Source organism: Lentzea sp. NPDC055074, from assembly GCF_053608005.1.
Window position 1 is genome coordinate 191,949 of sequence record NZ_JBSGUQ010000015.1, and the last position, 26,170, is coordinate 218,118.

At 72.8% G+C, this 26,170-nt stretch carries 7 protein-coding genes; all 7 read left to right on the forward strand.

Annotation, left to right across the window (positions count from 1 at the left end):
* Position 1 precedes the first annotated feature (1 nt).
* The 7 genes from ACWF7A_RS30295 to ACWF7A_RS30325 are packed head-to-tail and all read left to right on the forward strand — an operon-like array spanning position 2 to position 26,074.
* Positions 2–430, forward strand: a complete 429-nt coding sequence (locus ACWF7A_RS30295) for a cobalamin B12-binding domain-containing protein (RefSeq protein ID WP_452253905.1) — start codon at positions 2–4, stop codon at positions 428–430.
* A complete protein-coding gene (locus tag ACWF7A_RS30300) occupies positions 427–1,635 on the forward strand; it encodes a methylaspartate mutase (RefSeq protein WP_452253906.1) in 1,209 nt (402 codons plus the stop codon). The genes ACWF7A_RS30295 and ACWF7A_RS30300 overlap by 4 nt, the downstream gene beginning before the upstream one ends.
* 11 nt (positions 1,636–1,646) lie before the next feature.
* Complete coding sequence (locus ACWF7A_RS30305; RefSeq protein WP_452253907.1) at positions 1,647–1,856, forward strand: MbtH family protein; 210 nt, start codon at positions 1,647–1,649, stop codon at positions 1,854–1,856.
* A gap of 29 nt (positions 1,857–1,885) precedes the next feature.
* A complete protein-coding gene (locus ACWF7A_RS30310) occupies positions 1,886–6,610 on the forward strand; it encodes an amino acid adenylation domain-containing protein (RefSeq protein ID WP_452253908.1) in 4,725 nt (1,574 codons plus the stop codon).
* Entirely contained in the window at positions 6,607–18,816 is a 12,210-nt protein-coding gene (locus ACWF7A_RS30315) for an amino acid adenylation domain-containing protein (RefSeq protein ID WP_452253909.1), read from the forward strand. Before ACWF7A_RS30310 ends, ACWF7A_RS30315 begins: the two co-directional genes overlap by 4 nt.
* On the forward strand, positions 18,813–25,706 hold the full coding sequence (locus ACWF7A_RS30320; RefSeq protein ID WP_452253910.1) for an amino acid adenylation domain-containing protein: 6,894 nt from the start codon (positions 18,813–18,815) through the stop codon (positions 25,704–25,706). Before ACWF7A_RS30315 ends, ACWF7A_RS30320 begins: the two co-directional genes overlap by 4 nt.
* Positions 25,703–26,074, forward strand: a complete 372-nt coding sequence (locus ACWF7A_RS30325; RefSeq protein WP_452253911.1) for a nuclear transport factor 2 family protein — start codon at positions 25,703–25,705, stop codon at positions 26,072–26,074. The genes ACWF7A_RS30320 and ACWF7A_RS30325 overlap by 4 nt, the downstream gene beginning before the upstream one ends.
* Positions 26,075–26,170: the final 96 nt, after the last annotated feature.

Genomic DNA, 26,170 nt, shown 5'->3' on the forward strand with positions numbered 1-26,170 from the left:
CATGAACAACCTGGTCCTGTTGTCCGGAACCGCGTCGGACTCGCACACCTGGAACCTCGTCTACCTCCAGCTGCTGCTGGAGGAGGAGGGGTACCGCGTGGTCAACCTCGGGGCGTGCGTGCCGCCCGTGCTGCTCGCCGACGAGTGCGAGGCCGAACAGCCCGATCTCGTGGTGCTCAGCACGGTCAACGGGCACGGCTACCAGGACGGGCCGCGCGCGCTCGCCGAGGTGCTGAGCCGGCCCGGTCTGGCGGCGGTCCCGGTCGTCATCGGCGGCAAGCTCGGCACCGGCGGCCCGGAGCCCGCGCAGGCCGACGCGTTGCGGGCAGCGGGTTTCACCGAGGTCTTCGACGACGACACGGCCATCACGCGGTTCCGGGAGTTCATCGCCGCGTTCGTGTTGGCACGCACCGCGGACAGTGTGTCGTGACCGGGTTCGCGGACGCGGTGGCGCTGGCGGCGGCGCACGGCAGGCTCGTGGTGCAGCCGCGGATGGGCATGGCGTCCCCGCTGGAGATGCGGGCCGGGCTGCTGGCGGTGCGGGACGCCCGTGCCACCACCGTCGGCACCCTCACCGTCGACAGCTACACGAGGGTCGGTGACCACCGCGCGGCGCTGGAGGCGTTGCACGACGGCGCCCGGCTCAACGGGTACCCGATCGTCTCGCACCACCCGGACACCACGCGGGCCGTGCTGGACGGGCTCACCGGGTTCCCCGTCCAGGTGCGGCACGGTTCCGCCGACCCGCGGGCCATCTTCGCCGCACTGGCCGGGGCGGGACTGGACGCCACCGAGGGCGGCCCGGTGTCGTACTGCCTGCCGTACAGCCGGAAGCCGTTGCGCGACTCGGTCGAGCACTGGTCCGAGGCGTGCGAGGACTTCTCCGGCCACCTGGAGACGTTCGGCGGCTGCATGATGGGCCAGCTGTGCCCGCCGAGCCTGCTGGTCGCGCTCAGCGTCCTGGAAGCGATCTTCTTCCGCTTCTACGGCGTGGAGAGCATCTCCCTGAGCTACGCCCAGCAGACCAACGCGGACCAGGACGCCGAGGCGATCCACGCCCTGCGCGCGCTCGCCGCCCGCTTCCTGTCCGATGTGGACTGGCACGTCGTGGTCTACGCCTACATGGGCGTGTTCCCGCGAACGCCGTCCGGTGCCCGGTTGCTGAACGACAACGCGGCCCGGCTCGCCGTCCGGGCCGGCGCCGAACGCCTGATCGTCAAGACCGTGGCCGAGGCCCACCGCATCCCCACCGTCGCCGAGAACGTCGACGCTCTGGAGAGCGCGGACGCCGCTGCCTCGTCGGTCGCCCGGGAGAAGTCCTTCGAGGACACCGGAGTGCTCGCCGAGGCGACGGCGCTGGTCGAAGCGGTGCTCGAGCTGCCAGGCGATCCGGGCACGACGCTGCTCGCCGCGTTCCGGCGCGGACTGCTCGACGTGCCGTACTGCCTGCACCCCGACAACGCGGGCCACTCCCGCAGCCACATCGACGACTCCGGTCGGCTGCGCTGGTCGTCCGTCGGCGCCATGCCGATCCCGCGTTCCGCCGTGGACCGCTCCGGCACCACCACGAGCTCGGCGACCCTGCTCGCCGCACTGAACCGCGTCGCGCACCAGCACGACGCCCGAACCCGCTGAGGAGACGAGCCATGACCACCAACCCGTTCGAGGACGCCGACGGCGTGTACCTGGTGCTGGTCAACGAGGAGAACCAGCACTCGCTGTGGCCGGAGCGCATCCCCGTGCCCGAGGGCTGGACGACGACCTTCGGCCCCGACGGCCGCGACGCCTGCCTCAACTACGTCGAGGAGAACTGGACGGACCTGCGTCCGGCCAGCCTCATCGCCTCGATGTCCTGATCTTCCCGACACGCCAAGGGGGTGCCGCCGTGCTCGCCGATCTGAAGAACCTGCCGTCCGCGGTCGACCGAGCCGTGCGCTCGGCACCGGACGCACCCGCCGTCGAGTGCGACGGCGTGGTCCTGACGTACGCCGAACTCTCCGCCCGTGCCTCCCGCTTGGCCGTTGCGCTCAGGTCCCGGGGCGTCGGCCCGGAGGACGTGGTGGCGGTCGCGGTGCCGCGGTCGGCCGAGCTGGTCGTCGCCCTGCTGGGGATCGTCCGGGCGGGGGCGGCGTACCTGCCGCTGGACCCGGACTACCCGGCGGAGCGGACCGCGCACGTGGTGCAGGTGGCCCGGCCGGCGCTCACGCTCGGACCGGGTGAGGTGGCGGAGTGGTCATCGGCAGGGGAAGGCGGCGAGTCTCCGGCTCCGCCGCTGCCCGACCAGTCCGCGTACGTCATGTTCACCTCCGGCACCACCAACAAGCCCAAGGGCGTGGTGATCACCCACCGCGGCATCCTCCGGCGGATGGCCGACGTCCAGGCGCACTACCGCCTGGCGCCGGGCGACCGGGTGCTGCAGAAGACGCCGTCGGGCTTCGACCCGTCCGTCATCGAGGTCTTCCTGACCCTGGCCGCCGGGGCGACGCTCGTCATGGCCCGCCCCGGCGGCCATCGGGACCCCGCGTACCTCGCGAGGACGGTGCGGGCCGAGCGGATCACCATGATCCGGTTCGTCGCGTCGATGATCCCGCTGTTCCTGGACGAGTACCTGCGGGACGGGGTCGAGGGGCCGTTGCGGCTGGTGGCGTCCGAGGGCGAGGGACTGCCCATCGCGGTCGCCGACCGGTTCCGTGAGAGCCTGGACGTGGTGCTGTACAACGAGTACGGGCCCACCGAGGTGTCCGTCGGCGTCACGTGCCTGCCGTGCCGGGCGGTCGACGGCAGCGGACTCATGCCGATCGGGCAGGCGACGCCCGGCGCCGGGATCCGGGTGCTGGACGCGGAGCTGCGGCCGGTGCCCGCGGGTGAGGTCGGCGAGCTGTACCTGACCGGTGTCCAGCTCGCCCGGGGTTACCTCGGCCGGCCGGGGGAGAGCTCGGTGCGGTTCGTCGCCGATCCGTTCGGGGCGGCGGGTGCGCGCATGTACCGCACCGGTGACCTGGGGCGGGTGCGGCCGGACGGCGACATCGACTTCGCCGGGCGGACCGACGACCAGGTGAAGATCCGCGGCTTCCGGATCGAACCCGCCGAGGTGGCCGGGGTCGTCGCGGCGCATCCTCGGGTCGCGCAGGCGGCGGTGACCGTGCTGACCACTCCCGCCGGTGAGAAGACTCTGGTGGCGTACGCGGTGGCGGACGGGCCGGTACCCGGCGAGGCCGAGGTGCGGGAGCACTGCGCGTCGGTCCTTCCCGGCTACATGGTGCCTTCGGACGTGGTGTTCCTCGACGCGTTGCCGTTGACGCCCAACGGGAAGCTCGACCGGCGTGCCCTGCCGGTGCCGGTTCGCGAGCGCGTTCCCGCCGGTGGGCCGCCGCGCACGGCGGCGGAGGAGACGGTCTGCTCGTTGTTCGCCGAGGTGCTGGGCGTCGAGCCGATCGGGGTGGACGACGACTTCTTCGCGCTGGGCGGGCATTCACTCGCCGCCGCCCGGCTGGTCGGCAGGCTGCGGGCGGTGGCCGGGATCGAGGTGCCGGCGCCCGCGGTGTTCGAGGCGTCCACGCCCGCCCTGCTGGCCGAGGTGATGGCGAAGGCCGGGGCCGCGCGGACCGGTCCGGTTCCGGTCGAGCACCCCGCGCGGCCCGCGCTCTCGGCGGCCCAGCGGCGGATGTGGTTCGTGCAGCAGTCGGAGCGCGGGCCCGCCTACAACGTGCCGTGCGCGCTGCGTCTGCGCGGGCCGTTGGACGTTCCGGCGCTCACCGAGGCGCTCGCTGACGTCGTGGCGCGGCACGAGCCGTTGCGCACGATCTTCCCGGTGTTCGACGACGAGCCGTACCAACGGGTTCTCGACGCGCCGACGCTGGAACTGTCCACAGTGGATGACGTGGCGCGGCCGTTCGACCTCGAGACGGAGATCCCGATCAGGGCGGCTCTGCGAGCGGAGGGCGACGAGCACCTGCTGGTGCTGGTCGTGCACCACATCGCGGTGGACGGGTGGTCGATCACGCCGTTGTGGCGCGACCTGGCCCGGGCCTACACGGCACGGCTCGAAGGCCGAGCGCCGGACTGGGACCCGTTGCCGGTGCGGTACCTGGACTTCACGAGCTGGCACCGCGACCTGCTGGCCTCCCAGGGCGAGTCGCTGGCGTTCTGGACTGCCGAGCTCGCGGGCATGCCCGAGGAGATCGCGCTGCCCGCGGACCGGTCCGTCCGGTCCGCCGGGGTCCGGGAGGCCGGCGCGGTCGACTTCGAGGTGGACGCGCACGGTGCGCTGGTCGCGCTGGCCCGGGAGTCGCGGGCGACGCTGTTCATGGTGCTCCGCGCCGCGCTCGCCGGGCTGTACTCGCGGCTCGGCGCGGGGGAGGACGTGCCGGTCGGCGGGATCGTCGCCGGCCGCGAGGACGAGTCGCTGGCCGACCTCGTCGGGTGCTTCGTCAACACCGTCGTGCTGCGCACCGACGTGTCCGGGCGGCCCACGTTCCGGGAGCTGCTGGCCAGGGTGCGGGAACAGGACGGCGCCGCGCACTTCCACAGCGAGCTGCCGTTCGACCGGCTGGTGGAGGAGCTCCAACCCGCCCGCTCGCAGGGCCTGCACCCGCTGGTCCAGACGTTGCTCGTGCTCCAGCCGCCCGCGACCGCCCCGGAGTTCCCCGGACTGTCCTGTGCGGACGTCCCGATCGAGGTGCCGGCGGCGAAGGCCGACCTGGTGTTCGACTTCGCCGAGGGCGCCGGGCTGCGGGGCACGCTCAAGTACGCCACCGACCTGTTCGACGCCGCGACGGCCCGCGCGCTGGCCGCCCGGATGGCCCGCTTCCTGGAGGCGGTCGCCCAAGCACCGGACACGCCGATAACGGACGTGGATCTGCTCCTGCCCGGAGAAGGCGCGGTCGTCCAGACCGAGGCCACGCGAGAGCCCGCCACCCTGCACGGCCTGATCGAGCGGATCGCCGCGGCGACCCCGCACGCGACCGCGCTGATCCACCAAGCCTCCACAGTGGACTACGGCGGGCTCGACCGGCGAGCGAACCTACTGGCGCACCACCTGGTCGCCGAAGGCGTCCGCCGCGGCGACGTCGTCGGTGTGCGGCTGGAACGCGGCATCCCGCTCGTCGTCGCGATCCTGGCGGTGCTCAAGGCCGGTGCCGCGTACACGGTCCTCGACGTCGCCTTCCCCGCCGCCCGCCTGGACGCCGTCACCGCGCTCGCCGGCGTCCGCACCGTCATCACGACCGTGCCCGACGGCACCGCGGACACCCCGCCCGACGTCCCGGTGACCCCGGCGGACTCGGCGTGCGTCATGTTCACCTCCGGCTCCACCGGCAGGCCCAAGGGCGTGCTGACCTCGCACGGCGCGTTGACGAGCACCCTGACCGGCCAGGACTACGTCGAGTTCGGCGCGGACGAGGTGTGGCTGCAGTGCTCGCCGGTGTCGTGGGACGCCTTCGCGCTCGAACTGTTCGGCGCACTGCTCTCGGGCGCGACGTGCGTGCTGCAACCCGGCCAGTCGCCGGAACCCGAACGGATCGCGGACGTGATCGCCGAGCACGGCATCACGACCGTGCACGTGTCCGCGAGCCTGCTGAACTACATCCTGGACGAGCACCCGGACGCGTTCAAAGGCGTGCGGCAGCTGATGACCGGCGGCGAAGCGGCGTCCAAGGCGCACGTGCGGACGGCCCTGCAACGCCACCCGGACCTCCGGCTCGTCAACGGCTACTCACCCGTCGAGAACACCATCTTCACCCTCTGCCACCGCATCGCGCTGGAGGACACCGAGCGCCGCAGCGTCCCGGTCGGCCGGGTTCTGGCGGGCAAACAGGTCCACGTGCTGGACAGGTGGCTGCGGCCGGTCCCGCCGGGCACACCCGGTGAGCTGTACATGGCGGGCGACGGGCTCGCGCACGGCTACCTCGGGCAGTCCGCCGCCACCGCCGAACGGTTCGTTGCCGGCCCGTCCGGCGGGCGGATGTACCGCACGGGCGACCTGGCGCGGCAGGACGCGGACGGGACCGTCGAGTTCCTGGGCCGCGCGGACGACCAGGTGAAGATCCGCGGCTTCCGCGTGGAGCCCGGCGAGGTGCGCGCGGTGCTGGCCCGCCACCCGGACGTGCGGCAGGTCGAGGTCGTGGTCCGCGAGGACAAGCCGGGCGACAAGCGGCTCGTCGCCTACGTCGTCGGTGGTGCGCAAGGGCTGCGGGACCACGCACGGGCGCGGCTGCCCGAGCACCTGGTGCCGTCGGCGTTCGTCGTGCTGGACGCCCTGCCCCGCACCGACACCGGCAAGCTCGACCGGCGGGCGCTCCCGGCACCCGACGCGGTGGTCGTGGAGGGCCGAGCCCCGCGCACCGCGAACGAACGCGCGTTGTGCTCGCTGTTCGCCGAAGTCCTCGGTGTCGCGTCGGTGTCCATCGACGACGACTTCTTCCGGCTCGGCGGCCACTCGCTGCTGGTGATGCGGCTGCTCGGCCGGATCCGCCGGGAACTGCACGCCGAACTGTCCGTCGCCACCGTGTTCGACGGACCGACCGTGGCCGATCTGGCCGACCGACTCGTACTCGCGAAGAAGGCCAGACCCGCTCTGCGGGCGCGGGCCCGGCAAAAGGAGACGTTGTGAGCCCCCTGTCCTTCGCCCAGCGCCGGCTGTGGCTGCTGCACCGCCTCGACCCGGCAGGCGCGCTCTACAACGCCACCTGCACCCTGCGGTTCCGGGGAACGCTCGACGTGAACGCGCTGGAGTCCGCGCTGGCCGACGTGGCCGGCCGCCACGAAACGCTGCGCACGGTGTTCCCGGACGTCGACGGCGAACCGCACCAGCGGGTGCTCGACACCGTCCCGGCGCTCGAGAAGGTCGCGTCCGAGGATCCCTGGCACGCGATGACCGAGGCGTCGGCGCACGACTTCGACCTCGCGGCCGAACACCCGTGGCGCGCCACGCTGTACCGAGTGTCCGAACAGGACCACGTGCTGCTCTTCGTGATGCACCACATCGCCACGGACGGCTGGTCGTGGGGGCCGCTCACCCGTGACCTCTCCGCCGCCTACGCCGCACGGCTCGCCGGGGAGGCACCGGACTGGGAGCCGCTGCCCGTCCAGTACGCGGACTACACGGTGTGGCAGCAGGAGGTGCTCGGCTCGGCCGACGACCCGGACAGCGAGATGGCCGGTCAGCTGGCGTACTGGCGTGACACCCTCGCCGGCCTGCCCGAGCAGCTCGAACTGCCCACCGACCACCCCCGTCCGGCCGCGGCGACCCATCGCGGCGCGGCGGTCGAGGTCTCGCTCGACGCCGCGGTGCACGGCAGGCTCTCGGCCCTGGCCGCGGACACCGGCTCGACCCTGTTCATGTTGCTGCAGGCCGGTGTGACGGCACTGCTCTCACGACTCGGCGCCGGCACGGACATCCCTCTCGGCACGGCGGTGGCCGGCCGCACCGACGAGGCGCTCGACGACCTGGTCGGGTTCTTCGTCAACACGCTGGTCCTGCGCACCGACGTCTCCGGCGACCCGACGTTGCGGGAGCTCGTCGGCCGGATCCGCGCGACGGACCTCGCCGCCTACGCCCACCAGGACCTGCCGTTCGAACGGCTGGTGGAGGAGCTCAACCCGGAACGTTCGCGGTCGCGGCACCCGCTGTTCCAGACGATGCTCGTGCTCCAGAACGCCCCGGAGGACGCGCCGGAGTTCGCCGGCCTGACCGTGGAGACCGGTTCGGTCGAGCTGCACCCGGCCAAGTTCGACCTCACCGTCGACCTGGCCGAGACCGCCGACGGCGTGCGCGGCTGGCTCACCTACGCGCTGGACCTGTGGGACGAGCCGTCGGCGACCCTGCTGGCGCGCCGGTTCACGGCGCTGCTGGCCACGTGGTCGGAGCAGCCCGACGTGCCGCTGTCCAAGGTCGGTGTGCTGCTCCCCGAGGAACGGGCCGCGCTGGCGGAGTGGAACGCCACCGACGTCGCCTACCCGCGTGACCGGACGCTCGTGGAGCTGTTCGAGGAGCGGGTGGACACCGATCCGGAGTCCGTGGCGCTCGTCTTCGGTGATCTGGAGGTGTCGGCCGCCGAGCTGGACGCGGCGGCGAACCAGGTCGCGCACCGGCTGATCGCCCGCGGGGTCTCGCGTGGGGACCTGGTGGGCGTGCTGGTGCGGCGGTCGCCGGACTTCGTGGCCGCGCTGCTCGGGGTGGTGAAGGCGGGGGCGGCGTACGTGCCGCTCGACCCCGGGCACCCGGACGACCGGATCGCCTCGGTGGCAGGGCAGGCACGGCTGGGACTGGTGGTGACCGATGATCCCGGCCGCGCGGCCGGGGTGGCGGCGCTGGCGGGACCGGGGGATGAGGCGGCCGCATCCACCACCTGGCGTCCCGTGCCGGCGGGCCCCGGCGACGAGCCCACGACCCGTCCGTCCGTGGCGATCACCGCGGACGACGTGGCGTGCGTGCTGTTCACGTCCGGCTCCTCCGGCGTGCCCAAGGGCGCGATGTCCTCGCACCGCGCCACGGTCCGGACCTTCTTCGGCCAGTCCTACGTGCACTTCGACGGCGTCTGGCTGCAGTCCGCCCCGGTCTCCTGGGACGGCCTGACCCTCGAACTGTGGCCACCACTGCTGCACGGCGGCACGTGCGTGCTCGCCTCCGGCCAGGTACCCGACCCCGCGGTGATCGCACGGCTCGTGGCGCGGCACGACGTCACCACGTTGTGGATGTCGGCAGGGCTGTTCGCGGCCGTGCTGGACACGCACCCCGAGGTGTTCGACGTGGTGCGTGAGGTGATGACCGGCGGTGAGAGCCCCTCGGTCGCGCACCTCGCCAGGGTCGTGCGGGAGTTCCCCGCCGTACGACTGGTCCACGGCTACGGCCCGGTGGAGAGCATGGTCTTCGCGACCACGCACCAGATCACCGAGGTCGACGGGCCGGTGCCGGTCGGCGGGCCGATCGCGAACACCACCGTGCACCTGCTCGACGGCGACCTCAACCCCGTGCCACCCGGTGTGGCGGCGGAGATCTACCTCGCGGGCGACGGGCTCGCGCACGGCTACCTGAACCGGCCCGGCACCACGGCCGAGCGGTTCGTGGCACGGGCGGACGGGCGGATGTACCGCACGGGTGACGTGGGACGGTGGCGGCCGGACGGGACCGTCGAGTTCCTGGGCCGCGCGGACGACCAGGTCAAGATCCGCGGCTACCGGGTCGAGCCCGGCGAGGTCGAGGCCGCGCTGCTGGGGCACCCGGACGTCGAACGGGCCGCGGTCGAGGTGCGGGCGGACGGGAGCACCGGAAAGCGGCTGGTCGCCTACGTCGTCGGCAAAGCAGACGGGCTGCGGGAGTACCTGGCCGAACGGCTGCCCGACTACATGGTGCCGGCCGCCGTGGTGGTGCTCGACGCGTTCCCCCTGACCCCCAACGGAAAGCTCGACCGCCGCGCGTTGCCCGAGCCCGACCGCGTCCAGACCAGGGGACGGGCACCGCGGACCGCGCGGCAGGAGGTGCTCTGCGGGATCTTCGCGGACCTCCTCGGGGCCGGCGAGGTGTCGCTCGACGACGACTTCTTCGCATTGGGCGGCCATTCGCTGCTCGCGGCACGGCTGGTCGCCAAGGCGCGCACCGCGTTCGGCGTCGAGATGGCCCTGCGGGACGTGTTCGACAGGCCGACGCCGGCAGCGCTGGACGCGTTGCTCGACTCGCTCGGCCACGCGCGGCGGACCGTGGAACGCAGGCCGCGCCCGGCACGCATGCCGCTGTCCCACGCGCAGCGCAGGCTGTGGCTGCTCGAGGACGTGCACGGCCCGAGCGCCGCCTACAACGTCCCCATCGCCCTGCGCCTCAACGGGTCCCTCGACCGGGACGCGCTGCGCGTCGCGTTGGTGGACCTCGTCGAACGCCACGAGCCGCTGCGGACGATCTTCCCCGCGCACGAGGGCGAGCCGTACCAGGTCGCGCTGTCCGCGGACGTCGACCTGGTCCCGCTGGACCCCGCGCACCTCGAAGAGGCCGCGACCCGGCCGTTCGACGTGCGCACCGAACTGCCGCTGCGGGCGTATCTCGCCGAGGAGGAACCCGGCCGGTACGTGCTGTTGCTGGTCCTGCACCACATCGCCGCCGACGGCTGGTCGGTCGCACCGCTTCTGCGCGACCTGTCCACGGCGTACACCGCACGGCTTGAAGGCGTTGCACCGCAGTGGAAAGCGCTGCCGGTCGACTACGCCGACCACGTGCTGTGGCAGCACGACCAGGACTTCACCGAGCAGCTTGGCCACTGGCGCACGGCGCTGGAGGGCCTGCCCGACGAGGCGAGCCCGGCCGCCGACCACCTGCGTCCCGCGACGCCCAGTCACGAGGGCGGCCTGGTGACCGCTCACGTCGACGCCGATGTCGCCGGGCTCGCCCGGTCCGGCCAGGCGACGCAGGCGATGGTCGTGCAGGCCGCGTTCGCCGCGTTGCTGTCCCGGCTCGGCGCGGGCACGGACGTCCCGGTGGGCGTCCCGGTCGCCGGACGGGGCGACGAGGCGCTGGACGACCTCGTCGGACTCTTCGTCAACACCGTGGTGCTGCGCAACGACGTCTCCGGCGACCCGACGTTCCGCGAGCTGCTGGACCGGGTGCGGGAGACCGGCCTGGCCGGCTACGCGAACGCCGACGTGCCCTTCGACCGCGTCGTCGAGGAGCTGAACCCCACGCGCACCCTGGCCCGGCACCCGCTGTTCCAGGTGATGGTCGTGCTGCAGAACAACGCCGAGGCCGACGCCGCGTTCCCCGGCTGCGAGACCGAGCTCTTCGACGTCGACCGGCACACGGCCAAGTTCGACCTCACCCTGACGCTGCACGACACCGGTGACGGCATGACCTGCCACCTGGAGTACGCGACCGACCTGTTCACCGCCCGCACGGCCACCGCCCTCCTCGACCGGTACGTGCGGTTCCTCACCGCCGTGACGGAGAACCCGGACGCGCGAGTGTCCGAAGTGGACCTGCTGACCCCGGCCGAACGGCACACGATCGCCGTGGAGTGGAACGACACGGGCGAGCCCGAGGCCGGCGACTGCCTGCACGAGATCTTCGCGGTGCACGCCCGCAGGACTCCGGACGCGACCGCGTTGATCCACGAGAGCGGCCGCACCACCTACGCCGAGCTGGACGCCCGGGCGAACCGGCTCGCGCGGTACGTCGACGCCGACCGGGGCGCCCTCGTCGCGATCTGCCTGCCCAGGGGCCCCGAACTGGTCGCGGCCGTGCTCGCGGTGCTCAAGCTCGGCGCCGCCTACGTCCTGCTCGACCCCGACCACCCGGTGGAACGGCTGGCCGCGCTGGTCGAGCAGGCGGGTCCTGCCGCGACAGTGGTCAACGGCCCGTCGGGTCTTCCCGGACGACTGGCCGACATCAGTGCCCTCCCGGAACTGAGCGCGGAACCCTTCCACCGCCCGGTGAGCCCGGACGACGCGATGTGCGTGATGTTCACGTCGGGCTCGACCGGCAGGCCCAAGGGCGTGCTGACCTCGCACCGCGCGGTCGTCGCCACCCTGACCGGCCAGGACTACGTCGAGTTCGGTGCGGACGAGGTGTGGCTGCAGTGCGCGCCGGTCTCGTGGGACGCGTTCGCGCTCGAGCTGTTCGGCGCTCTGCTCTCGGGCGCGGCCTGCGTGCTGCAACCCGGACAGTCGCCCGAGCCCGCGCGGATCGTCGAGCTGATCGCCGAGCACGGCATCACGACCGTGCACCTATCCGCGAGCCTGCTCAACTTCGTGCTGGACGAGTACCCGGCCGCGCTCCACGGCGTCCGGCAGGTCATGACCGGCGGCGAGGCCGCGTCGAAGGCCCACGTGCGGACACTGCTCGAACGCCACCCGGACGTCCGGCTGGTCAACGGCTACTCGCCGCTCGAGAACACGATCTTCACCCTCTCCCACCGGATCCGGCCCGAGGACTCGGCACGCCGCAGCATCCCGGTCGGCCGCCCGCTCGCGGGCAAACAGGTCCACGTGCTCGACGAACACCTCCAACTCGTGCCGCCCGGCACTCCCGGCGAGCTGTACATGGCCGGCATCGGCCTGGCACACGGCTACCTCGGTCAGGCCACGGCCACCGCGGAACGGTTCGTCGCCAGCCCGTTCGGCGGGCGGATGTACCGGACCGGCGACCTGGTGCGCCAGGACGCCGAGGGCACGGTCGAGTTCCTGGGCCGCGCGGACGACCAGGTGAAGATCCGCGGCTTCCGCGTCGAGCCGGGCGAGGTGGCAGCGGTGCTGACCGCGCACCCGGACGTCCGGCAGGCCGAGGTCGTGGTGCTCGACGGGCCACGGCTGGTCGCCTACGTCGTCGGCGCGGCGGATCCGGCCGCGCTGCGCGGGTTCGCCACGACCAGGCTGCCCGACCACCTCGTGCCGTCGGCGTTCGTGGTGCTCGACGAACTTCCCCGCACCGCCAACGGCAAGCTCGACCGCGCCGCCCTGCCCGTTCCCGAGGTCACCACCACCGGACAGACGGCGAGGACACCGCGCCAGCAGATCCTCTGCGGCATCTTCGCGGGCCTGCTGGACCTGCCGGAGGTGGCGCCGGACGACGACTTCTTCGCCCTGGGCGGCCACTCGCTGCTGGCGGCCAGGCTGGTCAGCCGGGTGCGCGCGGTGCTGGGTGTGGAACTGGCGATGCGCGAGGTCTTCCGCACGCCGACCGTGCGCGGACTGGACGCCCGCGTCGACTCCCTCGCCGCGGCCAGGCCTTCCGTGCGCGCCAGGGAACGCCCCGAGCACCTCCCGTTGTCCGCGGCCCAACGCCGGCTCTGGTTCCTGAACCGCCTGCAGGGCCCGGGAACGACCTACCACGTGCCGATGGCGCAACGGCTGCGCGGACCGCTCGACGCCGCGGCACTGCAGGCGGCACTCGGTGACGTCGTCGCCCGGCACGAGGTGCTGCGCACGGTGTTCCCGGACCGCGACGGCGTGCCCGAGCAGGTCGTCCTGCCCCACGCCGAGGTGGCGCTGGAGAGGGTCCGGTGCCAGGAGGCCGGACTGGACGCCCTGCTGGCCGCCGAGTCCGCGCGGCCGTTCGACCTCGCGGCAGACCTCCCGTTGCGGGCCACTCTGGTCCGGCTGTCCGAAGAGGACAACGTCCTGCTCGTCGTGATGCACCACATCGTCACGGACGGCTGGTCGTGGGGACCGCTGCTGCGCGACCTCGGCGCCGCCTACGCCGCCCGCAGCCTCGGCACCGAGCCGGACCTGCCGCCGTTGGAGGTCCAGTACGCGGACTACGCGCTGTGGCAGCGGGAACTCGACACGAGCGCTCAGGCCGAGCACTGGCGGACGGCACTGGCCGGTCTGCCGGAGGAGATCGCGCTGCCCGCGGACCGGCCGCGCCCGGAGACCCCGAGCCACCGCGGTGAGCAGCTCGCCGTGTCGCTCGACGCCGAGGCACACCGCAGGCTGCTGGTGATCGCACGGGAGTGCGACGCGACGCTGTTCATGGTCGTGCAGGCCGCACTCGCGCTGATGCTGTCGAGGCTGGGCGCGGGCACGGACGTCCCGCTGGGCACGGCCGTCGCAGGCCGCACCGACGAGGCACTGGACGACCTGGTCGGGTTCTTCGTCAACACGCTGGTGCTGCGCACCGACCTGGCAGGCGACCCGACGTTCCGCGAGCTCGTGGGACGCGTCCGGGAGACCGACCTGGCCGCCTACGCCAACCAGGACCTGCCGTTCGACCAGGTCGTCGAGGAGCTGAACCCGGTCCGCTCACCCGCACGGCACCCGCTGTTCCAGGTGTTCGTGACGGTCCAGCCCGCCGTGCCCGGCACCGGACTGGACGGCGAACCGGTCGCGATCGAGGTGACCGCGGCCAAGTTCGACCTCGCGCTGATGCTGACCGAGACGGCCAACGAGAACGGCCCGGCGGGGATCACCGGCACGCTGGAGTACGCGGCGGACCTGTTCGACCCCGCGACGGCGCAGTCGCTGATCGCACGCTTCGAACGCGTCGCCGCCGCGATCGAGCCGGAGGCACGTCTGTCCCAAGTGGACGTGCTCTCCGCCGACGAACACGCGCGACTCGCCCGGTGGAACGACACGACCGCCGACTACCCGCGCGACCGGTCGCTCGCGGACCTGTTCGAGGAGCAGGCGCAGGCCCGTCCGGACGAGGTCGCGCTGGTCTCCGGCGACGAACGGCTGACGTTCGCCGAGGTCGACGCCTGGGCGAACCAGGTGGCGCACAAGGTCCTCGAACACGGCGTCGGCCGCGGCGACCTGGTCGGCGTGCTGGTCGAACGGTCACCGGCGTTCGTGGTGGCGCTGCTGGGAGTGCTCAAGACCGGCGCGGCGTACGTGCCGCTCGACCCGGCGCACCCGGTCCAGCGCGTCGTCGACGAGGCGGGGCTGGACCTCGTGGTCAGCCACCCGTCCGTCGCCGGCCTGCTGCCCGGACACCTGGACGTCGTGCGGGTGGACGACGTCGCGGGTGAGTCCCCGGCCCTGCCCGGGTTCCCGGTCGGCGGTGACGACGTGGCGTGCGTGATGTTCACGTCCGGCTCGTCGGGCGTGCCGAAGGGGGTCGTCACGACGCACCGCGCGGCAGTGCGGATGTTCTTCGGCCAGCGGTTCGCCAGCACGGGCGGCGTCTGGCTGCAGGCGGCACCCGTGGCCTGGGACGCGGCCGCGCTGGAGCTGTGGCAGCCCCTGCTGCACGGCACCACCTGCGTGCTCGCCCCCGGCCAGGTGCCCGACCCGGCGTTGGTCGCCGACCAGGTGGAACGCCACGGCGTCACCAGGTTGTGGCTTTCCGCGGGTCTGTTCGCCGCGCTCGTCGACACTCATCCCGAGGTCTTCGGGCAGGTCGACGAGGTGGTCACCGGTGGTGACGCCGCGTCCGGCGCCCACGTCGCCCGCGTGCTGCGCGAGTACCCGGACGTCCGGCTGGTCAACGGCTACGGGCCGGTGGAGAGCATGGTCTTCGCGACCACGCACCAGATCACCGAGGTCGACGGCCCGGTGCCGATCGGATCGCCGATCGCCCACACCACCGTGCACCTGCTCGACGGCGACCTCACCCCGGTGCCGCCCGGCGTCGCGGGGGAGATCTACGTCGGCGGTGACGGCCTCGCGCTGGGCTACCTGAACCGGCCGGGCGCGACGGCGGAACGGTTCGTCGCCTGCGCCGGCGGCCGCCTCTACCGGACCGGTGACCTGGGCCGGTGGCGTGCGGACGGGGTGATCGAGTTCCTCGGCCGCGCGGACCACCAGGTGAAGATCCGGGGCTTCCGGGTCGAGCCGGCGGAGATCGAGGTGGCGCTGACCCGCCACGACCGCATCTCGCACGCCGTCGTGGTCGTGCACGACGACCCGGCGACCGGTAAACGCCTCGTCGGCTACGTCGTGGGTCCGATCACGTCGGAGGAGGCCCGCGAGCACGTCGGCGCGCTGCTCCCGGCGTTCATGGTGCCCGCGGTCGTCGTGGTGCTGGACGCGCTTCCGCTGACGCACAACGGCAAGGTCGACCGCCGGGCCCTGCCCGCACCGGTCGTCACAGCGGGAACGGCTGCTCCGCGCACCGCCCGTCAGGAAGTGCTGTGCGGGATCTTCGCGGACCTGCTGGGCGCTCAGCAGGTCGGTCCGCACGACGACTTCTTCGCACTCGGAGGGCACTCGCTGCTCGCCGCCCGGCTGGTGGCGCGGATCCGTGCCACGTTCGACACCGAGATCGCGCTGCGCGAGGTGTTCGACGCGCCGACCGCGGCCGCACTGGAGGCACGCCTCGACACCGGGCGCCGCGCGAGAGACCGGATCGTGCCCGTCGAACGGCCGGAGAACCTGCCGCTCTCGTCCGCACAGCAACGCTTGTGGACGGTCGAACAGGTCCAGCAACCCGGCGCCGCCTACCACGTCCCGATCGCTCTGCGACTCACCGGCGACGTCGACGTGCCGGCACTCCGCGCCGCGCTCGAGGACGTCGTGCGGCGGCACGAGGCGTTGCGGACGGTGTTCCGGCAGCGCGACGGCGTGGTGTGCCAGGTGGTCCTGCCCGCGGTCGTCGACTTCGCCGAGTCGCACAGCACCGTCGAGGAGGAGTCGCGCAGGCCGTTCGACCTCACCCGGAGCCCGTTGCGGGTACGGCTGACCAAGGTCGCTGAACGCGAACACGTGCTGCTGGTCGTCGTGCACCACATCGCGGCCGACGGCTGGTCGATGCGGCCGTTGCTGACCGACCTCGCCGCCGCCTACACGGCCCGGATCAGCGGTGACGCTCCACAGTGGACGCCGCTGCCCGTCCAGTACGCGGACTACACCCTGTGGCAGCAGCGGTCACCGGTCGACGACCAGCTCGCGCACTGGCGGCAGGCCCTCGCCGGCCTGCCCGAGAAGGCGACGCTGCCGGCCGATCGGCCCCGTCCCGCCCGGCCCGCCCACCAGGGCGACGTCGTGCCGTTCTCCATCGGCGCGGACGTCCACCGGGGCCTCACGGCTCTGGCGCGGGCCGCCGGTGCCACGCCGTTCATGGTGCTGCGCGCCGCGTTCGCCGCCCTGCTGTCCCGGCTCGGCGCGGGCACGGACGTCCCGCTCGGCACGCCGGTCGCGGGACGATCGGACGAGGCGCTCGACGACCTGGTCGGGTTCTTCGTGAACACGCTCGTGCTGCGGACCGACCTGTCCGGCGACCCCACGTTCGTCGAGCTCCTCGTCCGCGTCCGCGACGCCGACCTGGCCGCCTACGACCACCAAGACCTGCCGTTCGAACGACTGGTGGAGGTGCTGAACCCGGCCCGCACGACGGCCAGGCACCCGCTGTTCCAGGTGATGGTCGTGCTGCAGAACAACGCCGAGGGCGAGCTGACCCTGCCGGGCCTCGAGGTCGAGACGCTGCCCGCGTCGACAGGCGCGGCGAAGTTCGACCTCACCCTCGGCCTGCGGGAGTCGTTCGGCGAAGACGGCGCACCGGCCGGACTGACCGGTGAACTGGAGTACGCCACCGAGCTCTACGACCGCGCGACGGCCGAGGCGGTCGTGACCCGGCTGGCCCGGTTGCTCGCCGCGGTGGCCGAGAACCCCGGCGCGCCGCTGTCCACAGTGGACGTCATGGGTGCGGACGAGCTGCGCACCGTCACGGGGGAGTGGAACGCCTCCGAGGAGAACCCGCACCGGGACGCCACGCTGCCGCAACTGATGACCGGACGGCCGGACGCCATCGCGTTGGTCGACGACCGCGAGGCCGTCACGTACGCCGAGCTGCACGCCCGCGCGAACCGGCTCGCCCGGCGGATCGTGGCGCAAGGAGCGAACCCGGGGGACACGGTCGCGGTGTGCCTGCCGCGCGGGGTGGATCTCGTCGTCGCGATCCTCGCGGTGCTGAAGGCCGGCGCCGCGTACGTCCTGCTCGATCCCGACCACCCGGCCGAACGCCGGCAGGCGCTGCTCGACCAGGCCGGACCGGTGTTCGTGCTGGAGGACGTCGAAGGCGGCCACCACCCGTCGGACGACTTCACCCGCGTGATCAGCGCGGACAACCCGGCGTGCGTCATGTTCACCTCCGGCTCCACGGGCACGCCCAAGGGCGTCGTCGTGTCGCACCGCGCGCTGGTCACGACGCTGACCGGCCAGGACTACGCCGGCTTCACGCCGGACGCGGTCTGGCTGCAGTGCTCGCCGGTGTCCTGGGACGCGTTCGCCCTGGAGCTCTTCGGTCCGCTCCTGTCCGGCGCGACCTGCGTGCTGCAACCCGGTCAGACCCCGGAGCCCGCGCAGATCGCGCGGCTGGTCGCACGGCACGGCGTCACCACGCTGCACGTGTCGGCCAGCCTCCTCAACTTCCTGGTCGACGAGATGCCCGAGGTGTTCGACGGCGTCCGCGAGGTGATGACCGGCGGCGAACCCGCCTCGATCCCGCACCTGCGCGCGCTGCTCGACCGGCATCCGTTCCTGCGGGTCGTGAACGGCTACTCGCCGCTGGAGAACACCGTCTTCACGCTCTGCCACGCCGTCGAGCCGCGGGACCTGGAGCGCGTGAGCATCCCGGTCGGACGTCCGCTCGCGGGCAAGCAGGTGTACGTGCTCGACCGGTGGCTGCGGCCGGTGCCGCCCGGTACGCCGGGGGAGCTGTACATGGCCGGCGACGGCCTGGCGCACGGGTACCTCGGTCAGCCCGCCGCCACGGCACAACGGTTCGTCGCGAACCCGTTCGGCGGGCGCATGTACCGCACCGGCGACCTGGTGCGCCAGGACCGCGAGGGCGTCGTGCACTTCCTCGGCCGCGCCGACGACCAGGTCAAGATCCGCGGCTTCCGCGTGGAGCCCGGCGAGGTGCGCGCGGTGCTCGCCCGTCATCCGGGTGTGCGGCAGGTCGAGGTCGTGGTCCGCGAGGACAGCCCCGGCGACAAGAGGCTCGTCGCGTACGTCGTCGGCACCGCGGACGGCGTGCGGGAGTTCGCCGCGCAGCACCTGCCCGACTACCTCGTGCCGGCCGCGGTCGTCGCACTGGAGTCGGTGCCGCGCACGCCCAACGGCAAGCTCGACCGCGCCGCACTGCCCGTCCCCGACGCCCAGCGTGCCGCCGGTCGTGCGCCGCAGACCCCGCACGAGGAACTGCTCTGCGGTCTGTTCGCCGACCTGCTGAACGTGCCCGAGGTGACCGTCGACGACGACTTCTTCGCGCTGGGCGGCCATTCGATTCTGGTGATGCGCCTGGTCAGCCGCGTGCGGTCGGTCTTCGGCGCGGAACTGGGCGTGCGGACCGTGTTCGAGAACCCGACGGTCGCGGGCCTGGCGGGGCATCTGCCGGTCGCCGCCCGCCCCGCCCCACGGCCCGTGCTCCGGGCCCGTCCGAGGTCCAAGGAGACGTTGTGATCCCCCTGTCGTTCGCCCAGCAACGGTTGTGGTTCCTCGATCGGCACGAGGGAACCGGCGCCGCCTACAACATCCCGCTCGCCGTCCGGCTGCGCGGCGTCCTCGACGCCGAGGCCCTCGAACTCGCCCTCACCGACGTGGTCGTGCGGCACGAGGCGCTGCGCACCACGTTCCCGAGCCGCGACGGCGAGCCCTACCAGGAGGTCCTGGACGACGCGAAGGTCGTCCTCGCCGTGCTCGAACCGGGCGACCCGGCCGTCGTGCTGGGCCGCGCGGCACGGGAGGCGTTCGACCTCGCCGCCGACCCGCCGTTCCGGGCCCACCTGCTCGAGCAGGGGCCGCAGGACCACGTGCTGCTGCTGGTGATGCACCACATCGTCAGCGACGGTTGGTCGCTCGGACCGTTGTTGCGCGACCTCACCGCCGCTTACACCGCGCGGCTGGAGGGCGAGGCACCGGACTGGGAGCCGCTGCCCGTCCAGTACGCCGACTACACGTTGTGGCAGCAGGACGTCCTCGGCTCCGCGGACGACCCGGGCAGCGTGCTCAGCGCCCAGCTGGCTTACTGGCGGGCGAAGCTGGCCGGTCTGCCCGAGGAGATCCCGCTCCCGGTCGACCGTCCGCGAGACGGCGACACCGGCACCGCGGGCGCGTCCGTGACCACGCTGCTCGACGCCCGCACCGCGGGTGGACTGGCCGTGCTGGCGGAGGAGTCCGGCGCGACGCTGTTCATGGTCGCCCAGACCGCCTTCGCCGCGTTGCTGGCACGCAGCGGCTCGGGCGAGGACGTCCCGATCGGCACTGTCGTGACCGGCCGCGGCGAGGAGGCACTGGAAGACCTCGTCGGCTTCTTCGTCAACACACTGGTGCTGCGGGTGGACGTGTCCGGCGACCCGTCGTTCCGCGGGCTGCTGGCCAGGGTGCGGGAGGAGTCGCTGGACGCTTATGGGCGCCAGGACCTGCCGTTCGACCGGTTGGTGGAGGAGCTGAACCCGGTGCGGGCAGCGGGCAGGCACCCGCTGTTCCAGGTCATGGTGCTCGTGGACGCGGACTCCGACGACACCCTCGAACTGCCCGGCCTCAGCGCCGCGGTGGAGCCTTTCGGGGCGGGCTCGGCGAAGTTCGACCTCACCCTGTCGCTGCGGGAGGGACGGGACGGGGTGGCGTGCTCGCTGGAGTACCTCACCGACCTCTTCGACGACGCGACCGCCGAGATGCTGCTGGAGCGGCTGGTCCGGTTGCTGGACCAGGCCGCGGCCGACCCCGACCGGCCGTTGTGGGACCTGGACGTGCTGTCCGCGGAGGAACGCGCCGCGGTGCTCGCCACCACGGAGACACCCGAACCCGCCGCCACCGTGCACGAGCTGTTCGCACGTCAGGCCGCGCGCACCCCGCAGGCCGTCGCCCTCGTGTCGGGTGACACCGAGGTCACCTACGCGCGGCTGGACGCCGATTCCGACAGTCTCGCCGGTTTCCTGGCCTCGCAGGGCATCCGGCGTGGTGACGTGGTGGGTGTCCACATCGGACGCGGAGTGGAGATGGCCTGCGCGTTGCTGGCCGTTCTGAAGGCCGGCGCGGCCTACCTCGTGCTCGACGTCGACTTCCCGGCCGCGCGGCTGGCGTCGATGGTCGCGTCGCTGCCCGTACGGCTCGTGCTGACCGACCGGCCGTTCGACGTGGACGTGCCCGTGGTCGCGCTCGACTACGTCCGGCCGATGCCCTTCACCGCACCGGAGACCGGTCCCGACGACCTGGCGTGCGTCATGTTCACGTCGGGCTCCACCGGTGCCGCGAAGGCCGCCGGCACCCCGCACCGCGCGCTGACCGGCACACTCGTCGGCCAGCGGTACGCGGGATTCGGTCCCGGCGAGGTGTGGCTGCAGTGCGCGTCGGTGTCGTGGGACGCCTTCGCGACCCAGCTGTTCGGTCCTTTGCTGTCCGGCGGCACATCGGTGCTGTATCCCGGACAGCGTCCCGAGCCCGCGGTCATCGCACGGCTCGTGGAGCAGTACGGGGTGACGGTGCTGGACGCGTCGGCCAGCCTGTTCAACCACCTCTGGGACACCTACCCGGAGATCTTCACCGGCCTGCGCTGGGCGTTGACCGGCGGTGAGGCCGCCTCCGCCGGGCACGTCCGCTCGGTGCTGGCCGCCGTGCCGGGCATCGGCGTCGTCAACGGCTACGGACCGGTCGAGAGCATGGGCTTCACCACCTCGTTCACCGTGCCGCAGGACTGGGACGGCACGGTCGTTCCGATCGGTTCTCCCTTGCGGGGCAAGAGCGCCGTGGTGCTCGACCACCGGCTGTCGCCCGTGCCGACCGGCGCCGTGGGGGAGTTGTACGTCGGCGGGGAGGGCCTCGCGCACGGCTACCTCGGCCGGCCGGGACTGACCGCCGAACGGTTCGTCGCCTCGCCGTTCACCGCCGGGGCCCGGTTGTACCGGACCGGGGACCTGGTGCGGCGCAGGGCGGACGGCACGCTGACCTACCTGGGCCGCGCCGACGACCAGGTGAAGATCCGCGGGTTCCGGGTCGAGCCCGCGGAGGTCGAGGCGGTGCTCACCGCGCATCCGGACGTGACAGCCGCGGCCGTGGTGGCGCGCGAGGACGGGCCCGGCGGCAAGCGGCTCGTCGCCTACGTGGTCGGCGACGCCGACCCGCGGCTCCTCCGGGAGCACCTGGTGGAGCGGCTGCCCGAGCACATGGTGCCCGCCGCCTTCGTCACGCTCGACGCGTTCCCCCTGACGCCCAACGGAAAGCTGGACCGCCGCGCGTTGCCCGCGCCGTCGTACGTCGTGGGCAGCAGCCAGCCGCGCACGCCCCGTCAGGAGATCCTGTGCGGGCTGTTCGCCAAGGTGCTGGGGCTCGAGGCGGTCGGTCTCGACGACGGGTTCTTCGACCTCGGAGGGCATTCGCTGCTCGCGGCCAGGCTGCTCGCGTCGATCCGCACGGTGTTCGGCGTCGAGCTGGGCATCCGCGTCCTGTTCCGCGACCCCACTCCGCGTGGCCTCGACGGTCACCTGGACTCCACGGCACCGGTGCGCACCGCGCCCCGCCCGGAACACCGGCCGGATCGGGTGCCGCTGTCGTCGGCACAGCTCGGTGTGCGGCTCGCGATGGAGGTCGCCGACCACGCCTACACCGCGCCGCACGCGATGCGGCTGCACGGCGATCTGGACCTGAACGCTCTGCGGACCGCGTTGCTCGACGTCGTCGAACGGCACGAGGCCCTGCGGACGGTGTTCCCCGAGGACGCCTCCGGGTGGCACCAGGTCGTGCTCCCGGCGGACGAGCTGGTGTTCGAGGTCGAGGACTGCGCCGAAGCCGAGCTGGAAGCCACCGTGGCCGCGCTGGTGGCGCGCCCGTTCGACCTCGCCGCCGACATCCCGCTGCGAGTCCACGTGCTGCGCATCGGTGCACGTGACCACATGGTGTTGCTGGCGCTGCACCACATCGCCACGGACGGTTGGTCGACCGGCGTGCTGTTGCGCGACCTCGCCGAGGCGTACCGGGCTCGTGTCGCCGGCGCAGCACCGGACTGGAAGCCGTTGCCGATCCAGTACCCGGACCACAGTCTGCGGCAGGAACTGTCCGGCGGGTCGCTCGAGTTCTGGGCCGAGACGCTGAACGGGGTCCCGGACGAGCTGCGGCTGCCCGTCGACCGCCCGCGTCCGGTGGTGCCGGGCAACGTCGGTGACGAGGTCCGCGCCCAGGTCGACGCCGGCACGCACCAGAAGCTCGTCGCACTGGCACGGGCGAACAACGCCACGGTGTTCATGGCACTGCACGCGGCCGTGGCGACGATGCTGGCCAAACTGGGCGCCGGCACGGACATCGTGCTCGGCACCGTGGTCGCCGGCCGCGGCCCCGAGGACCTGGACGACCTGGTCGGCCTCTTCGTGAACACCCTCGCGTTGCGCGTCGACCTGTCCGGCGACCCGGACTTCACCACGATCCTGGGCCGGGTCCGCGAGGCCGACCTGGCCGCGTACACGCATCAGGACGTGCCGTTCGACCGCGTCGTGGAGCGGGTCAACCCGGAGCGTTCCAGCGCGAGGCACCCGTTGTTCCAGGTGTCGCTCGCGTTGCAGGACGGGGTGGACGGCGTCGAGGACGACGCGCTCGGTCTGCCCGGCCTGGACGTGCGAACCGTCCGCACCACGACCGGCGGCGCGAAGCTCGACCTGTCCCTGGGCTTCGGACAGAGCGAGGCGGGGCTGCAGGTGTGCCTGGAGTACGCCGTCGACCTCTGGGACCGCGCCAGTGCCGAGAAGCTGCTGGCCCGGCTGGTCGGTCTCGTCGAAACGCTCGTCACGGACCCGTCGGCGCCGCTGAGCCGGATCGAGGTGCTGACCGCGGCCGAGCGGGAAGCCGTGCTGCGCCAATGGAACGGCACGGCGGTCGCGCACGATCTCGAGACGCCCGTGCACGCGCGGGTCGCCGATGTCGCTGCGCGCACCCCCGACGCGCCCGCGGTCGTCGCGCACGACGGCATGCTCACCTACCGCGAGCTGGACGAGCGGGCCAACCGGCTGGCGCACCACCTGATCGCACTCGGCGCGGGCCGCGGCACCGTCGTCGGTGTCTGCACGGACCGGGACACCAGCAGCGTCGTGGCGTTGCTGGCCGTGCTCAGGACCGGTGCGGCCTACCTGCCGGTCGACCCCACCTACCCGGCGGAGCGGCTGGTCTACATGCTGGCCGACGCGGGTGCGCCGGTCGTGGTGACGCAACGGGCGCTGGCGCACCTGGTCGCGTCCAGCGACGCGGCGAAGGTGCTGCTGGACGGGGAGGTTCCGGAGTGTCCGGCCACCGCGCCGGTGGTCGCGGGCGACTCTCGCGACGCCGCGTACGTGATCTACACGTCCGGTTCCACCGGCCGTCCCAAGGGCGTGGTGGTCGAGCACCGCGCGCTCGCCAACCAGACGGCGTGGCTGGTGCCTGCGCTCGGGCTCGTGCCGTCCGACCGCTCCAGCCACCTGTCCGCGCAGGGCTTCGACGCGGCGGTCGCGGAGATCTGGCCGACGCTCGTGTCGGGCGCCGCCCTGCACCTGCCGTCGCAGCAGGTGCTGGAGGACACCGAGGCGCTGGCCGAGTGGATCGCGGAGAGCGCGATCACGGTGTCGTCACTGGCCACCCCGCGGTTGGAGGCCATGCTCGACGAACCGGCGCTGGCCGCGTCCTCGGTGCGCGTCATGCACACCGGAGGGGACGTGCTGCGCCGTCGCCCGCCCGCCGGCATGCCGTTCGAGCTGTACAACACCTACGGCCCAACAGAATGCACGGTCAACTCGACGTGCGACCTGGTGCGGCCGGGCACGGACGCGGACCTGCCGCCGATCGGCACGCCGATCGACAACTACCTGGCGCTGGTGCTGGACGAGCACCTGCGGCCCGTCCTGCCGGGTGTGGTCGGCGAGCTGTACGTGGCGGGCGCGGGTCTCGCGCGTGGTTACCTGGGCAACCCCGGCCTGACCGCGACCCGGTTCGTGGCCTCGCCCACCGGCGGACGGATGTACCGGACCGGCGACCTGGTGCGCTGGCTCCCGGACGGGCGGCTCGCGTTCCACGGCCGCGCCGACCAGCAGGTGCAGATCCGCGGCCTGCGCATCGAGACCGGCGAGGTCGAGGCCGCGTTGTGCGCCCTGCCGGAGGTCGCCCAGGCGGCCGTGGTCGTCCGCGAGGACCGGCTGATCGCGTACCTCGTCGCACCGGACGGGATCGACCCGGCCGCGGTGCGGCGCCGGCTCGCCGAGTTCCTGCCCCGGTACATGGTGCCCGAGGCGTTCGTCGTGCTGGCCGCCTTGCCACTGACCCCCAACGAGAAGCTGGACCGGCGAGCTCTGCCCGCGCCGGAGGTGGTGACGGCGGAGGCCCGCCCGCCCGCGACGGCACTGGAAGCGACTCTCTGCACGTTGTTCGCCGAGGTGCTCGGCCGCGAGTCGGTCGGGCCGGACGACGGGTTCTTCGCCCTGGGCGGCCACTCGCTGCTGGCGGCCAAACTCGTCTCCCGGATCAGGGCGGAACTGGGCGTGCGTCCCGAACTGCGCCTGCTGTTCGACGCCCCGACCCCGGCAGCCCTGGCCGAACGGCTCGGCAGCAAGGCCGCCGGTGATCCGCTGGACGTGCTGATCGCCTTGCGCGCCGGCGGAGACCTCGCGCCGTTGTTCTGCGTCCATCCCGGCGCCGGCATCGGCTGGGAGTACTACGGCCTGCTGCGCCACCTCGACCCGCGCCGCCCGGTGTACGCGCTGCAGGCGCGCGGTCTGACCGACCCGGCCTCGATGCCCGCGAGTCTCGCCGAGATGGCCGCCGACTACCTGGACCTGGTCCGGACCGTCCAGCCGGAGGGGCCGTACCACCTGCTCGGCTGGTCGTTCGGCGCGGTCGTGGCGCACGAGATGGCGACCCTGCTGGACCCGTCCGACATCGGCCTCCTGGCCCTGCTGGACGGCTACCCCGAAACCGAGGAACACCCGCCGGTCTCCCCGGACGACCCGGACCTGCTCACCCCGTTGCTGCTGTCCCTCGGCTACCAGCTGGACGAGCCCGTCCGCTCCCGGGCCGAGTTCGACGAGGCGATCCGCGACCAGGCCGGTCCACTCGCGGGCTTCAGCGGGGCCGCGCTGCCCGAGGTGTTCGCGGCGAACGTCAACCTCCACAACCGCCACAGGCCATCACCGCTGGCCGCGGGCGCCCACATCTTCGAGGCCACGCAGGGCAAGTCCCCGGACGACCCCACCCCGGCCTCGTGGCTGCCGCACCTCTCCGGCCACGTCGAGGTCCACCAGGTGCACAGCACCCACGGCGGCCTGACCGCCCCGCAACCCCTGGCGTCCATCGGCGCCGTCCTGTCCGCCCACCTGTCCCGCGAGGAGTCCCGCTCATGACCGCCACCCTGAACACCGGCCACGTCACCTCCGTCCACCGCTACTACGAGCTCGTCGACGCAGGCGACGTCACCGGTCTGGTGAACATGTTCAGCCCGGACGCCACCTACCGCCGCCCCGGCTACGCCCCGATGGTCGGCCACGAGGAGATGAGCGCCTTCTACGGCGGCGCACGCGTGATCCGCGAGGGCCGCCACACCGTCGACAAGGTCGTCGAGAGCTCGGAGGAGGTCGCGGTCTACGGGACGTTCAACGGCGTCCTGCACGACGGCCGCCAGGTGGACCTGAGGTTCTCGGACTTCTTCGAGTTCACCGAGGACGGCCACTTCGCCCGCCGCGACACGTTCTTCTTCGCCCCGCTGGTCTGACGCGGTGACGGCCCGCCTCGGCGGGCCGTTCCGCTCACCTGTGAGTGCCGGTTCGACTACGCTGTGTTGCAGGCTGCGAGCAGAACCGCTCGGCCG